Annotated in this window: 12 protein-coding genes; 9 read left to right on the forward strand and 3 right to left on the reverse strand. The window is 62.3% G+C overall.

Annotation, left to right across the window (positions count from 1 at the left end; all coding sequences use genetic code 11):
* The first annotated feature begins 27 nt into the window (after positions 1-27).
* Positions 28-465: a hypothetical protein gene (locus IEX85_RS06850; RefSeq protein ID WP_188859775.1), complete on the forward strand. Its 438-nt coding sequence runs from the start codon at positions 28-30 to the stop codon at positions 463-465.
* Between the two features lie 241 nt (positions 466-706).
* On the opposite strand, the gene trmA is transcribed toward IEX85_RS06850, so the two are convergent.
* Both trmA and IEX85_RS06860 read right to left on the reverse strand, forming a co-directional pair.
* On the reverse strand, positions 707-1,798 hold the full coding sequence (gene trmA / locus IEX85_RS06855; RefSeq protein WP_188859777.1) for a tRNA (uridine(54)-C5)-methyltransferase TrmA: 1,092 nt from the start codon (positions 1,796-1,798) through the stop codon (positions 707-709).
* A 121-nt stretch (positions 1,799-1,919) separates the two neighbouring features.
* The gene (locus IEX85_RS06860) at positions 1,920-3,164 is read right to left on the reverse strand and encodes an HDOD domain-containing protein (RefSeq protein WP_188859779.1); all 1,245 of its coding nucleotides are present in this window, start codon (positions 3,162-3,164) and stop codon (positions 1,920-1,922) included.
* Positions 3,165-3,293: 129 nt separating this feature from the next.
* Here IEX85_RS06860 and metG point away from each other — a divergent pair, with 129 nt between their 5' ends.
* The 6 genes from metG to IEX85_RS06890 all read left to right on the forward strand — a co-directional run bounded on the left by metG (position 3,294) and on the right by IEX85_RS06890 (position 10,860).
* Positions 3,294-5,339 carry a methionine--tRNA ligase gene (metG, locus tag IEX85_RS06865; RefSeq protein WP_188859787.1) on the forward strand — a complete coding sequence of 682 codons (2,046 nt, stop codon included), beginning with the start codon at positions 3,294-3,296 and terminating at the stop codon, positions 5,337-5,339.
* Positions 5,340-6,112: 773 nt separating this feature from the next.
* A complete protein-coding gene (locus IEX85_RS06870) occupies positions 6,113-7,129 on the forward strand; it encodes an amino acid ABC transporter substrate-binding protein (protein WP_188859789.1) in 1,017 nt (338 codons plus the stop codon).
* A 109-nt stretch (positions 7,130-7,238) separates the two neighbouring features.
* On the forward strand, positions 7,239-8,447 hold the full coding sequence (locus IEX85_RS06875) for an amino acid ABC transporter permease (protein ID WP_188859791.1): 1,209 nt from the start codon (positions 7,239-7,241) through the stop codon (positions 8,445-8,447).
* 12 nt (positions 8,448-8,459) lie between these two features.
* A complete protein-coding gene (locus tag IEX85_RS06880) occupies positions 8,460-9,560 on the forward strand; it encodes an amino acid ABC transporter permease (RefSeq protein ID WP_188859793.1) in 1,101 nt (366 codons plus the stop codon).
* 19 nt (positions 9,561-9,579) lie between these two features.
* Positions 9,580-10,341, forward strand: a complete 762-nt coding sequence (locus IEX85_RS06885) for an amino acid ABC transporter ATP-binding protein (RefSeq protein ID WP_188859795.1) — start codon at positions 9,580-9,582, stop codon at positions 10,339-10,341.
* 177 nt (positions 10,342-10,518) lie between these two features.
* Positions 10,519-10,860, forward strand: a complete 342-nt coding sequence (locus IEX85_RS06890; protein WP_188859797.1) for a HopJ type III effector protein — start codon at positions 10,519-10,521, stop codon at positions 10,858-10,860.
* Between the two features lie 249 nt (positions 10,861-11,109).
* Here IEX85_RS06890 and dinB read toward each other — a convergent pair whose 3' ends face one another.
* Entirely contained in the window at positions 11,110-12,180 is a 1,071-nt protein-coding gene (dinB, locus tag IEX85_RS06895; protein ID WP_188859799.1) for a DNA polymerase IV, read from the reverse strand.
* A 118-nt stretch (positions 12,181-12,298) separates the two neighbouring features.
* On the opposite strand from dinB, the gene IEX85_RS06900 reads away from it, so the two are divergent.
* A complete protein-coding gene (locus IEX85_RS06900; RefSeq protein ID WP_188859801.1) occupies positions 12,299-12,472 on the forward strand; it encodes a hypothetical protein in 174 nt (57 codons plus the stop codon).
* Positions 12,473-12,571: 99 nt separating this feature from the next.
* Positions 12,572-14,299: a bifunctional ornithine lipid synthase OlsF gene (olsF, locus tag IEX85_RS06905; protein WP_188859803.1), complete on the forward strand. Its 1,728-nt coding sequence runs from the start codon at positions 12,572-12,574 to the stop codon at positions 14,297-14,299.
* The last annotated feature ends 148 nt before the right edge of the window (positions 14,300-14,447 follow it).

The raw sequence follows: 14,447 nt of genomic DNA on the forward strand, positions 1-14,447 counted from the left end.
CCGAAATCCATATACAGCCGGTATTTGATGAGCGACGACAAATTAGTCGAGTGGCTGCTGACGTTCAGCATGGAAGAGCTGCTCGACCTCGAAACCCAACTCAAAAAGAAAATCCGGGCCCAGGAGCGGGAACGCGCCCGGGAGGCGGAGCGGCAGGAAAAAGCCGCGCAGGCCGAACGCGCCAGGCTGGAAGCCGAGCGCCGCGCCGCAGACGAGCTACGCCAGAAACGCGAAGCCGAAGAACAGGCGCGTCTCGAAGCCGAGGCTCAGGCACGCAAACGCGAAGAGGACGAGCGCCAGGCCGCGGAAAAAAAGCCGCGCCCGCTGCCGACCAATTTTTACGCCAGCGTGGACCAGCTGGCCGCCAGCCAGGGCCTCGATATCAGTGGCCTGATGTCCGAAATCGCCAAGAAAACCGCGAAAAAGCCACCGCCCCCCGGCAAGGGTGGCAATGGCCGCAGGTGAGTCACCGCCAGGGATGGCGGATGTTCTGGCAACGCAGGAGCAGTTGTCAGTAGCACCGCCAGGCATGGCTGCTGTGCCGGCACTGCAGGAGCAGTTGTCAGTAGCACCGTCAGGCATGGCGGCTGTGCCGGCACTGCAGGAGCAGTGGGCGCTTGGCGAGTGGTGGTAACAGGGTGGCACTCGCGCCGCTCATCACCCCCCTGTTCACTGTCGAGCGATCACTTTCCACTGATCTTCGACTTCAACCGATCTTCGTCAGATAAACGCCGCACTCCAGGTGTTCGGTGTAGGGGAACTGATCGAATATCGCGAAGCGTTCGATGCGGTGGCTGCGGGTCAGCTCTGCCAGATTCTGTTTCAGCGTCTCCGGGTTGCAGGAGATATAGACGATATTCCGGTACTCGCTGACCTGCGCCACGGTATCGGGATCCAGACCGGAGCGCGGCGGATCCACCAGCACGGTGGTGAAGTCGTAGTTCGCCAGATCCAGGTGCGCGGTGCGGCGCGCTTCCCGCTCGCCCTTCAGCACCTGGGAAAACTCCTCCGACGACATCCGGATCACATCGATGTTGTCGATAGCGTTCTCGGCGATGTTGAACTGCGCCGCCCGCACCGACACCTTGGCGATTTCGGTCGCCACCACGCGACGGAAATTCCGCGCCAGCGGCAGCGTGAAGTTGCCGTTACCGCAGTAGAGCTCCACCAGGTCGCCACCGGCATCGCGGGTCACATCCAGCGCCCAGCCGATCATCGAACGACAGACTTCTGCATTGGGCTGAGTGAAACAGTTTTCGACCTGCTTGTAGCGGTACTCGCGACCGTCGATATCGAGCCGTTCGATAACGAAGTCCCGCGAAAGGACGTGTTTGCTCTTGCGCGAGCGGCCGATAATCTCGATATCGAAGCGCTGCGCCAGTTCGCGCGCCTTTTGCTCCCAGGCCTGGTCCAGTGGCCGGTGGTACAGCAGCGTTACCAGCAGCTCGCCCGACAGCGTGCTGAGAAAATCGACCTGGAACAGCCGGAACCGCATCAGCGGGTCCGGACGAATCTCGTCGAGCAGCGCGAACATGACGTCGTGGATGCGGCGCGACACCATCGGGCATTCGCGCAGCGCCACCGGCGCGTGCTTGTTGCCCGGTTCGAACATCACATAATCGAGATCGTCGCCATCGTGCCAGACCCGGAACTCGGCGCGCATGCGGTAGTGCTCGGTCGGCGACGCGAAGACTTCAATGTCCGGCAGCGCGAAAGCCGCAAAGTCCTGCCGTACGGCATCGAGCTTCTCGGCCAGCAACGCCTGATACTGGGTAGGGTCAACCTTGGGTAGGGCCATCGTCTGTCGAATCCGGTGTCTGGTTGCGTGCGGGCGGCGCGAACAAAGCCGGGCCCGACGAAAAGCGCGGCATTCTAGCAGGCTGTCGACGATCTATCTACGCGCAGGCGGTTGCCGGAATTCAGGCGCTGCGCGCGCCCTGCAGTTGCAGGCGGTACTCGTTGGCCATGATCTTCCACTGCGGCACGCGGCCCAGCATCTGCAACCGCTCCAGATAGGACTCGCTGAGGCGACAGGACAGGTCCGCGCCAAGACTGTTGGCCAGAGGCGGCAGCAGCGCATCCGCGACATGCACCGCGGTCAGCGGTTCGAAATCAGTGGCGGGGGATGTGACCGGGAAGTGGTGCAGCAACACCGCCTCGACCACCTTGAAGGGCAGGTTCCAGAGCCCGAGCAAAAAGGCCGCGGCCTCGGCATGGGTCAGCCCCAGGCGCATTTTTTCCATGGCATAGACCGGCTGCTTCAGGCGCACCGCCTCCTCCATCAGCGCCTGATAATCGTCCGGATCCCTGTTCGCCAGCACCGCTATGCCGAAATCCAGCAGCAGCCCGGCAAGAAACGCCTGCCCCTGCAGGTTGCGGTCCAGGCCACCATCGGCGGCGATCTTCTGCGCCAGACGCGCCAGCAGCATCGATCGCTGGTGCAGTTTTGAGAAGGAAAAGACATTCCACTGCTCGCGCTGACGATAGCGGCTGAACAGGTGGGTGGCGAGCATCAGGTCGCGGATCATGCGCACGCCAACGATGGTCACCGCCTCGTCGATGCGGCTGACCTGGCGGCGCAGCCCGAACAGCGCCGAGTTCACCAGCTGCATCAGCTTGGCCGCGATGGCGGGATCCTGCTCGATGATGCGGGCGATGTCGGCGGCATCGGAGACGTCGGAATTCAGCGCATCGCTCAGCTGCTGATACACGGTCGGCAGGGTCGGCAGCCTGCCCAGGCCGCTGATGTAGTCGCGGATCGCGGTCTTGTGTACCAGACCCTCGATCTTCATCGCGTATTCGATGGCGGCGATGACCTCGGCGCCGGTGCAGGTATCGGGCAGAATCCGGTGCGCCACTTCCAGCGCCCGCGCCGAACTTGCGGGCGTCATGTAGCCGCTGATCAGGATGCGCACCACGTCCGGTTTTTTTTCCATCACGTTCTGCAGCAAACCCAGTGCGCGATAGGGCTGCTGTTGGGCCACCACGATCAGCACGCGGCAACCGAACTGACGCAGTTGCGGCATGACCTCGTTTTCGTCATCCAGGTTCAGCAGGTCCCATCCGTCCCGCGCGCCGATATCGTAAGCCACCGAGCGATGACTGGCGCGAGTGTCGCAGAACAGTATCCGACAGGGCAGTCCGGCCTTCGATGCCATGCTCATACAACCCCTCTCAAGTCCGTTTTGTCGTACCGAGTTCCGGCAGATGCCGGCGTCGGTTCATAAGACCGCACAAAAGGCGTAGAATTCGTCCACTTTGCCTTCAGTCTATCAGGTTTCATTAGCCGAATTATGACCAACAGTAAGCGTAAGATCCTCGTTACCAGCGCGCTGCCCTATGCCAACGGCCCGATCCACCTGGGCCATCTGGTGGAATACATCCAGACCGACATCTGGGTGCGCTTCCAGAAACAGCGTGGCCATGACTGCACCTACGTCTGCGCCGACGATGCGCACGGCACGCCGATCATGCTCAAGGCGGACCAGATGGGCGTCACGCCCGAGCAGCTGATCGCCCGCGTTAGCGAGGAGCACCAACGGGACTTCGCCGGTTTCATGGTCGGCTTCGACAACTATTACTCCACGCACTCGCCGGAAAACCGCGAGTTCGCCTCGCTGATCTACCGTCGGCTCAACGATGGCGGCCATATTGCCCGCCGCACCATCACCCAGGCGTTCGACCCGGAAAAGCAGATGTTCCTGCCGGACCGCTTCGTCAAGGGCGAGTGTCCCAAGTGCGGCGCCGCCGACCAGTACGGCGACTCCTGCGAAGCCTGTGGCGCCACCTACAGCCCCACCGAGCTGAAGAACGCCTACTCCGCCGTGTCCGGCGCCAAACCGGTCGAGAAGGAATCAGAGCACTTCTTCTTCAAGCTCGGCGACTTCGAACAGTTCCTGCGCAGCTGGGTCGACCAGCACGTGCAGCAGCAGATGATCCACAAGCTCAACGAGTGGTTCGAGGCCGGTCTGCAGCAGTGGGACATCTCCCGTGACGCGCCCTACTGGGGCTTCGAAATTCCCGACGCACCGGGCAAGTATTTCTACGTCTGGCTCGACGCGCCAATCGGCTACATGGCCAGCTTCAAGAACTGGTGCGACAAGAACGACGTCGACTTCGACGAGTACTGGAATGCCGCCTCCGATACCGAGCTGTATCACTTCATCGGCAAGGACATCGCCTACTTCCATACCCTGTTCTGGCCGGCCATGCTCGAGGGCGCAGGCTTCCGCAAGCCCAACGGCGTCTTCTGCCACGGTTTCCTGACCGTCAACGGCCAGAAGATGTCGAAATCCCGCGGCACCTTCATCATGGCGGAGACCTACCTCAAGTACCTGAGGCCCGAGTATCTGCGCTACTACTTCGCCGCCAAACTGGGCTCCGGCATCGACGATATCGACCTGAGCCTCGATGACTTCCGCATGCGCGTGAATGCCGACCTGGTGAACAAGGTCGTCAACATCGCCTCGCGCTGCGCCGGCTTCATCGCCAAGAAATTCGACGGCCAGCTCGCCGAGCGCCTGGTGCAGCCGGAACTCTACGACGAGGCGGTCCGCGCCGGCGCCTCGATCGCCGATGCCTACGAGAAGCGCGAATACGCCCGCGCCATGCGCGAGATCATGCAGGTCGCGGACCGCGCCAACCAGTACATCGACGCCGCCGAACCCTGGGTTCTGGCCAAACAGGAAGGTCGGGAACAGGACGTTCAGGACTGCTGCACCCTGGGCATCAACCTGTTCCGCGTCATTCTCAGCTACCTCGCGCCGGTGCTGCCGCAGGTCGCCGAGGAAGCGGCTCAGTTCCTGAACCTGGCCAGCCTCAATATAGACGGCTTTGCCTGGGATGCCGTCGAAACGCCGCTGCTCGGTCATCGCATCAACAAGTTCAAGCCGCTGATGCAGCGCGTCGAACCCGATGCCATCGACAAGATGATCGAAGACTCCCGGCAGTCGCTGGCCGCTGCAGCCGCCAACCCGGCGCAGAAAGCCGTGCCGGACATGGAGCCGATTGCCGACACCATCGAGTTCCCGGACTTCGCCAAAGTCGACCTCAGGATCGCCAAGATCGCCAGGGCCGAGCACGTCGAAGGCGCCGACAAGCTGCTGCGCCTGACGCTGGATCTCGGCGGCGAGACCCGCAATGTCTTCGCCGGCATCAAGTCGGCCTACCAGCCGGAACAGCTCGAAGGCAAGCTGACCGTCATGGTCGCCAACCTGGCGCCGCGCAAGATGAAGTTCGGCGTGTCCGAAGGCATGGTGCTGGCGGCCGGCCCCGGCGGCAAGGACCTGTGGATTCTGGAACCGCACGAAGGCGCTCAGCCGGGCATGCGGATCAAGTAAGGCGTCAGGCGTCTAGCTGCCGTCGCTACGATGCAACCTGAGGGCAGGCCGCCTGGTCTGCCCTTTTTCGTGGCTCTTCGCAATGTAGGCTGGGTCTAGCGACGAAGTCGCGTAACCCAACAAGCGCTCATCCGCCACGTGACCCAACAAACGCTCTGCCAGCTGAAACCAATCGATCTGTAACGCGATCGATATTGCGGGTTCCCTTGAGGCTGCTCCTGCGCCTTGAGGATTTCCGCCATCTATGGCGGTCACGGCGCGAATATATCCGATACTAACCGGAAAGACCGGCGGGGCTCGCGCCTAGACCCACCCTCCGGTTCGTGCTTTCGATATGCGATATACCCGCCGCCTCACGTCGGGTGTAGGTTGGGTCTAGCGACGAAGTCGCGTAACCCAACAAGCGTTCCGGTCAGCGCCAATCCTCGCATCCCTCCCCGCTTTTATTGCAAACCGCAAAAGGCTGCACCATCTTGAATAGGAGCACCCTCGCCAGCGCCGGAGAATGGTGCACGACAACGGTGCATGAGCTACCTTTAGATCAATTCGGCATAACGACTGTCGCCCCCTGAGGACAGTGAGCGCCGCTCGGGGCACTCCCGTGCTGCAGCGCTTCAGTGCCGATTTGGCAGGATGCAACCTTCAAGGCTTGCTAAGAATAAAAACAGGCACGGCTTTTGCTGTGTCATTCTGGAAGTATCTGCCGGTCGGTGGTACTCGGCCACCGGAAGGCGATCACGAGAGCACAGGACTGATCTCAGGAGGATCACTCGATGATGAAGAAAACGCTAGCAGCCGCGATTCTCGCCACTACCACCCTGTCCGGCACCGCGATGGCCGAAGGCACGCTGGAAGCGGTCAAGGGTCGTGACATGCTGCAGTGCGGCGTGACCAACGGCGTTCCCGGCTTCTCGGTGCCGGACGAGCAGGGTAACTGGCACGGCCTCGATGTTGACGTCTGCAAGGCGGTCGCCGCAGCAGTGCTCGGCGACGCGACCAAGGTCAAGTATATCCCGCTGACCGCCAAGGAACGTTTCACGGCGCTGCAATCCGGCGAGATCGACGTACTGTCCCGTGTCACCACCTGGACCCAGACCCGCGACACCCAGCTCGGTCTCAACTTCACCGGCGTCACCTACTATGACGGCCAGGGCTTCCTGGTGAAGAAGGACCTGGGGCTGAAAAGCGTCAAGGAGCTCGACGGCGCCACCGTCTGCGTCCAGTCCGGCACCACCACCGAGCTGAACCTGGCGGACTACTTCCGCGCCAACGGCCTGAGTTTCACGCCGGTGGTGTTCGACACCAACGAGCAGGCCGCGAGCAGCTTCGACACCGGCCGCTGCGACGCCTTCACCACCGACCTGTCGCAGGCCTACGGGCTGCGTACCCGGATGAGCGACCCGGACGCCGTGGTGGCACTGCCGGAAGTCATATCCAAGGAGCCGCTCGGGCCCGTGGTCCGCCAGGGCGACGACCAGTGGTTCAATGTCGTCAAGTGGTCGCTGTTCGCCATGCTCAACGCCGAAGAGCTGGGCGTCACCTCCGCCAACGTCGACGAGATGAAGGGCAGCGAGAATCCCAATATCAAGCGCCTGCTGGGTATCGACGGTCCCAAGGGCAAGGGGCTCGACATTGCCGATGACTGGTCGTACCAGGTCATCAAACAGGTCGGAAACTACGGCGAAGCCTTCGAGCGCAACGTCGGTATGGGCTCGGCGCTGAAGATCGAGCGCGGCATCAACGCACTCTGGAACCAGGGAGGCTTCCAGTACGCGCCGCCGATGCGCTGAGACATCCGGGTGCACGGCACCCGATTTCGATCCTGCCGGCGGGCCCTCCCCGCCGGCTCACCTGATTCCCAGAGGCCCGCCAGCCGCGCCTCGCTGAGGGAGTGACACCATGTCCGCAGAGAAGCCGAGAGCCCACAAGGCCCACTCCGGGAAAGGCCCCGACAGCGGCACACGCTTCTGGAACGACCCCGGCAAGCGAGCCCTGATCTTCCAGACGCTGCTGCTCGGCGTGCTCGGATTCCTGATTTACAGCGTCGTCGACAATACCCTGCATAACCTCCAGACCCGCGGTATCACCACCGGTTTCGACTTTCTGCACGAGGAGGCCGGCTTCGGCATACCGCTTTCGCTGATCGAGTATACCGAGGCCGACAGCTACGGCCGCACCTTCATCGTCGGGCTGCTCAACACCATCCTGGTATCGGTGCTCGGCATTATCGCCGCCACCCTGCTCGGCTTCGTGCTGGGTGTGGCACGATTATCCGACAACTGGCTGGTTGCCAGGCTGTCGTCACTCTATATCGAGATCTTCCGTAACATTCCGCTGCTGCTGCAGATCTTCTTCTGGTATTTCGCCGTGTTGCGGGCCCTGCCGTCGCCGCGACAGAGCATCGAGATATTCGGCGGCTATCTCAACGTGCGCGGTCTTTCGGTACCAAGCCCTGTACCCGGGGACGGCTTTGGACTGGTGGCCGGCGCCCTGCTGCTCGCCATTGTCGCCAGCGTGATTCTGGTGCGCTGGAATCACCGGCGTCAGGACGCCACCGGTCAGATCTTCCCGGCCGGCTGGATCAGCCTCGGCCTCATCCTTGGCCTGCCGCTGCTGACCTTTTTCGCCACCGGCATGCCGCTGTCCCTGGACCGGCCAGAACTGCGCGGTTTCAACTTCACCGGCGGCATGACGCTGCTGCCGGAACTGGTCGCGCTCTGGCTGGCGCTGACCATCTACACCGCCGCCTTCATCGCCGAAACCGTGCGCGGCGGCATTCTGGCGGTACCCGGAGGCCAGCTAGAGGCGGCTTCGGCGCTGGGCCTGCCGAAACGCCGCACGCTGCGCCTGATCATCATTCCACAGGCGATGCGGGTCATCATCCCGCCGCTCACCAGCCAGTACCTGAACCTGACCAAGAACTCGTCGCTGGCCACCGCCATCGGCTACCCGGACCTGGTCTCGGTATTCGCCGGCACCACGCTTAACCAGACAGGTCAGGCGATCGAGGTGATTTCGATGACCATGGCGGTCTATCTCACGCTGAGTCTGCTGACCTCGCTGTTCATGAACTGGTACAACAAGCGCATGTCGCTGGTGGAAAGGTAGGGAGCCAACCGGATGAAATACGACATTCAACCCACGCTGCCGCCGCCGCCGAACACCGTGGGCGCCATCGGCTGGATGCGCAAGCACCTGTTCCACGGACCGCTGAGTTCGGCGGCGACGGTCATCATCGCCGCGCTCGCCGCCTACCTGCTGATTCCGCTGCTGCAGTGGGCCTTTATCGACGCCGACTGGATCGGCGACAGCCGTGAAGCCTGCACCAGCGGTGGCGCCTGCTGGGTATTCATCAGCAATCGCCTCGGACAGTTCCTCTATGGCTTCTATCCGAGCGACGAAACCTGGCGGCTGAATCTCGCCTTCCTGATACTGGTGGCGCTGATCGCCTGGATGGTGATACCGCGCCTGCCCTTCAAGGGCTGGGTTGGCGCCTTCACCCTGATCATCTACCCCGCCATCGCCTACTTTCTGCTGATCGGCGATGCCTTTGGTCTCGAATACGTCGAGACCCATCGCTGGGGCGGTTTCAGCCTCACCCTGGTGCTGGCTTTCGTCGGCATAGTGGCAGCGCTGCCATTCGGCATCCTGCTGGCACTGGGCCGGCGCTCGGAAATGCCGATCGTGCGTTCGCTGTCGGTGGTTTACATCGAGATCTGGCGCGGCGTTCCGCTGATCACGGTGCTGTTCATGGCGTCCGTGATGCTGCCGCTGTTCTTTCCCGAGGACATCAATTTCGACAAGCTGCTGCGCGCGCTTATCGGCATCATCATGTTCCAGACGGCCTATATGGCCGAGGTGGTCCGCGGCGGCCTCCAGGCGATCCCGAAGGGCCAGTACGAGGCCGCCGACGCCCTCGGGCTGAGCTACTGGAAAAAGATGATCCTGATCATCCTGCCGCAGGCGCTCAAACTGATGATCCCCGGCATCGTCAACACCTTCATCGCGCTGTTCAAGGACACCAGTCTCGTGGTCATCATCGGTCTGTTCGACCTGCTGGCCATCGTCCAGGCCGCCAGCAACGATCCGGAATGGATCGGTTTCGCCACCGAAGGCTATATCTTCGTGGCGCTGATGTTCTGGATCTTCTGTTTCGGCATGTCCCGCTACAGCCAGCACCTCGAGAAGCTGCTGCATACCGGCCACGGCAACCGCGCCTGAATTTAACGGAGTCACCAAGATGGCAGAAGCCAAAACGCAGGATCAACAACTGGCCGTCGAGCTGCGCGGCGTCAACAAGTGGTACGGCGAGTTCCATGTACTGAAGAACATCAACCTGGAGGTGCGCAAGGGCGAGCGAATCGTCATCTGCGGTCCGTCCGGCTCCGGCAAGTCGACCATGATCCGCTGCATCAACCGGCTCGAGGAGCACCAGCAGGGCGACATCATCGTCAACGGTACCTACCTCACCGAAGACCTGAAGAAAATCGAGCAGATCCGCCGCAACGTCGGCATGGTGTTCCAGCATTTCAACCTGTTTCCGCACCTGACGGTGCTGGAGAACTGTGCACTGGCGCCGATCTGGGTCAAGAAGGTGCCGCGCAAGGAAGCCGAGGCCACGGCGATGCGATACCTCGAGCGCGTGCGCATCCCGGAACAGGCGAAAAAGTACCCCGGTCAGTTGTCCGGCGGTCAGCAGCAGCGCGTCGCCATCGCCCGCTCACTGTGCATGAGTCCCGACGTGATGCTGTTCGACGAACCCACCTCGGCGCTGGACCCCGAGATGATCAAGGAGGTCCTCGATGTCATGATCGAGCTTGCCCAGGAGGGCATGACGATGCTCTGCGTGACCCACGAAATGGGCTTCGCCAAGACGGTCGCCAACCGCGTCATCTTCATGGACGCCGGCCAGATCATCGAGGAGAACGAGCCACACGCTTTCTTCAACAATCCCCAGCACGAAAGGACCCAGCTGTTCCTCAGCCAGATACTGCAGCACTGAGTCGTAGGGTGCCGGTGAGCCTGCGAACCGCACCATCGGAGGCGGTGCGGTTCGTTGCACTCACCGGCACCCTAAGTATCAGTGAGTTGACAGTTAACAGTTGGGAGTCGACAGTATCGCCGTCACAGGAAGCCAAGGCTTCCGGCTCTTTTAACTGTTTACTGGATACTTCAAACTATGCTCTTGAACGACTTTCTCGCCCGCATCGGTAACGATGACAGCCTTGACTTCGAGGACACCATGGCCGTCATCGCCGCCCACTACGACTATCGGCCGACCGCATTCGACAACGGCCCGGTGCGCAACGACGCCGGCCAGAACGAGGGCAGCTGCAAGATTTTCGCCTTCGCCCGTCTCAACGACCTCGACCGGGATCGCACCCTCGCCTGCTTCGGCCGCTTCTACCGCGACGTTCTGGCCACCCCGGACGGCAGCGACCACGGCAATATCCGCGCCTTCCTGGAAAACGGCTGGGATGGCATCCGCTTTGACGGAGAGGCGCTAATTGAAAAGGCGTGAGGCGTGAGGCGTGAGGCGTGAGGCGTGAGGCGTGAGGCGTGAGGCGTGAGGCGTGAGGCGTGAGGCGTGAGGCGTGAGGCGTGAGGCAGTATGGTTGCCCGCTTTTCACTGTCCACTCTTTACTGTTAACTGCTTCCTCCAACTGTTAACTGTTTCCGCGAAATCCATTCGCTCGCGGAGCGAGCTCCTACGCATCGTCAGGCGTACTCCCCTTTACGCCTTGCGCCTAACCCTTTACGCTTCACGGAGTCAAAACAACACCAGCTGTTCGGCGCTCGCCTGGTCGTCTATTTCGCGCAACCGGAACCCGACTCCCATCAGCCGCACCGGGCGCTCGCCCCGGTGCCAGGCCTCGCGGGCCAGGCGAGCGAACAGCGCGGCCTCCGCGTTGCTATCGCCCCGCCCGCTCAGCGCCTGTTCGGCGGTGGTCTGAGTGAAGTCGGCGAACTTGATCTTGACCACCGCGCCGCACACCGCAGCGGGGCGTGCCAGACGCCGGTAGCGCCCTTCCAGCTCGTCGATCAACGCCGGCAGCCGTTGCAGACAGGCGGCCAGGTCCGCCAGGTCCTCGGCGTAGGTATGCTCGACGCTCACCGACTTGCGCTCGCGGCTGACCCGCACCGGGCGTTCGTCCCGCCCCCAGGCAAGCTCCCAGAGGCGCTGCCCGAAGCGGCCGAACCGGCTTGCCAGCGCCTCGGCGCCCACGGCACGAAGATCCTCGCAGGTCTTCACCCCCATCCGGTGCAGCCGCTCCGCAGTCTTGGCACCGACGCCATGGAGCTTTTCCACCGGCAGCGCCCGCACGAAGGCTTCGACCTGATCGGGACGAATGACGCAAAGGCCGTCCGGCTTGTTCCAGTCGCTGGCAATTTTGGCAAGAAAACGGTTCGGCGCCACGCCGGCCGAAACGCAGATACCGACCTCCGTCCGTACGCGCTGACGGATCTCTTCGGCAATCCTGGTCGCGCTGCCCTGGCAGCGGCTGCTGGCGGTAACGTCGAGGTAGGCCTCGTCCAGCGAGAGCGGCTCGATCAGCTCGGTGTAGGCGCGATAGATGGCCATGATCTGCCGCGATACCTCGCGGTACTTGGCCATATTGCCGGAGATGACCGTAAGACCGGGACAGAGCTTCTGCGCCCGTGCCGTTGCCATGGCCGAGTGCACGCCGAACGCCCGCGCCTCGTAGTTGCAGGTGGCAATGACACCCCGCCGGTCGGCACGGCCGCCCACCGCCAGCGGAATACCCCGCAACGAGGGGTCGTCGCGCATTTCCACCGCGGCGTAGAAGCAATCGCAGTCGCAATGAATGATTTTCCGCATGAATGCTCAGGTACCGATACAACAGGCGGCCATTGACCCCCATCGCCGTTACAATTGCAACACCAGTTGCTTCCAGATGCTATATTGAGTGCCGTCAGCAGTCCCAGGGAGTTAACAGATGACGGATGATAATAAAGAGTGGAGCGGCATCGAACGACGATCGGGCGAAGACCGACGCAAACAACCGGACCGCCGGGAGGACATCCGCTTCGAGCCGGGCAAGAAGGACCGGCGCAAGAACAAGGGACGTCGCAAGGAAGACCAGGATCCCTGGTCGAAGGGTACGGTCTGAACCTTCCGGACCGGCCTGTCATCAAAGTGTCAGCAAGCATTAAAGCAAGCGTCACAGAGCGTCCATAAAGTTGGAGCCCTCGCAACGAGGACTCCAACCATGCAGCTCAACGTCGAACAAGTCGTCGTCAACAAGTTTCCGGCATTCGCCGCCCAGCCGGCGCCGCTACGCCACTCCACCCTGTTCTGCCTGCGCCGCCTTGTCCGCGAGAACGAGATCAACAGCTTTCTCGGCGACAACGGCGCCTGCACCGGTTTCGAATTCGTCGACCGCGTGCTCGACTACTTCAACTTCAGCTACTCGCTGAGCAACAAGCACCGCCTGAATATTCCGTCGTCGGGCCGGGTGCTGATCGTTGCCAACCACCCGCTCGGGGCACTCGACGGCCTGGCGCTGCTGAAACTGATCGGCGAGATCCGTCGCGATGTACGTATCGTCGCCAATGACCTGCTGATGAGCCTGGAGCCGCTGAGATCACTGCTACTGCCGGTCGACAACCTCGGCAAGTCCACGCGCAAGCGCGATATCGCCCGTATCAGCCAGGCCCTGCAGGACGAGCAGGCGGTGATCGTTTTCCCCGCAGGCGAAGTGTCCCGCGCCGGGCTGACCGGTATCCGCGACGGACGCTGGAGCACCGGTTTCCTGCATTTCGCACGCAAGGCCAATGCGCCGATACTGCCGATTTTCGTCGGCGGCAAGAATTCCTCGCTGTTCTACAGCGTCTCGGCACTGAACCGTTCGCTGTCGACCGTGCTGCTGGCGCGGGAAATGTTCAACAAGCGCTCGGTGACCATTCCGGTTCGCGTCGGCGAGCCGATCCCGTTCAGCCAGATCGATGCCCTGCCGCTGTCCGGCCGCGAGAAGGCCAAGATCATCAAGAAACACCTGTACCGGATCGCCCGCAACCGGTCGCCGCTGTTTATCACCGAGAAAACCATCGACCATCCGCAGGATCGCCAGAGCCTGAAGCAGGAGCTCAGGGCTTCCGAGCTGCTGGGCGAAACCGCCGATGGCAAGAAGATCTACCTGTTCGACTACCGTCCGGATTCGGCGGTCATGCGCGAGGTCGGCCGGCTCCGTGAAATCGCCTTTCGCCGCGTCGGGGAAGGCACCGGAGAGAAGCGCGATCTCGACGACTACGACCGCCATTACCGTCACCTCATCCTGTGGGACGAAGACGATCTCGAGATTGCCGGCGCCTACCGTCTTGGCGAGACAGCAGGCCAGGCGGACCCGAGCGCCGGTCTCTACAGCGCCAGCCTGTTTCGTTACAGCGAGCAGATGGCGCCCTACTTCGCACGCGGCATCGAACTCGGCCGCAGCTTCGTGCAACCGCGCTACTGGGGCAAGCGCAGCCTCGACTACCTCTGGTACGGCATTGGCGCCTACCTGCGTCGCCACCCCGAGGTGCGCTACCTGTTCGGCCCGGTCAGCCTGAGCAACAGTTATCCGAAGGCCGCCCGGGACCTGATCGTCTGGTACTACAGTCACTATTACGCAGACACCGAATACCTCGGACATTCGCTAAGCCCCTACAACCTCGACCAGGAGTGCCGCGAAAACCTCGAACGGCTGTTCGACGGCAACGACTGCAAGGCCGACTTCAAGGTACTGAAGGAACAGCTGGAATTCCTTGGCGCCACGGTCCCGACGCTGTACAAGCAGTACAGTGACGTCTGCGAGCCCGGCGGCGTGCGTTTCCTGGACTTCGGCGTCGATGCCGACTTCAACTACTGCGTCGACGGTCTGGTACTGGTCGATCTCGACTACCTCAAGCCACGCAAGCGCGAGCGATACCTGGGCCAGGCGCTGGCCGAAGCGTCCTGAAGCGATGGGCCAGGGGTTACCGCCAGGGATGGCGGGGGTGCTGGCAACGCAGGAGCAGTTGTCAGTAGGCACGTAACGCGTCACCCGTCATCCGTCACCCGTCACCCGTCACCTGGATTCAACTTTTCCTGTTTTACGGGTTCCAATT

Source organism: Marinobacterium nitratireducens, assembly GCF_014645375.1.
Lineage (GTDB): Bacteria > Pseudomonadota > Gammaproteobacteria > Pseudomonadales > Balneatricaceae > Marinobacterium_A > Marinobacterium_A nitratireducens.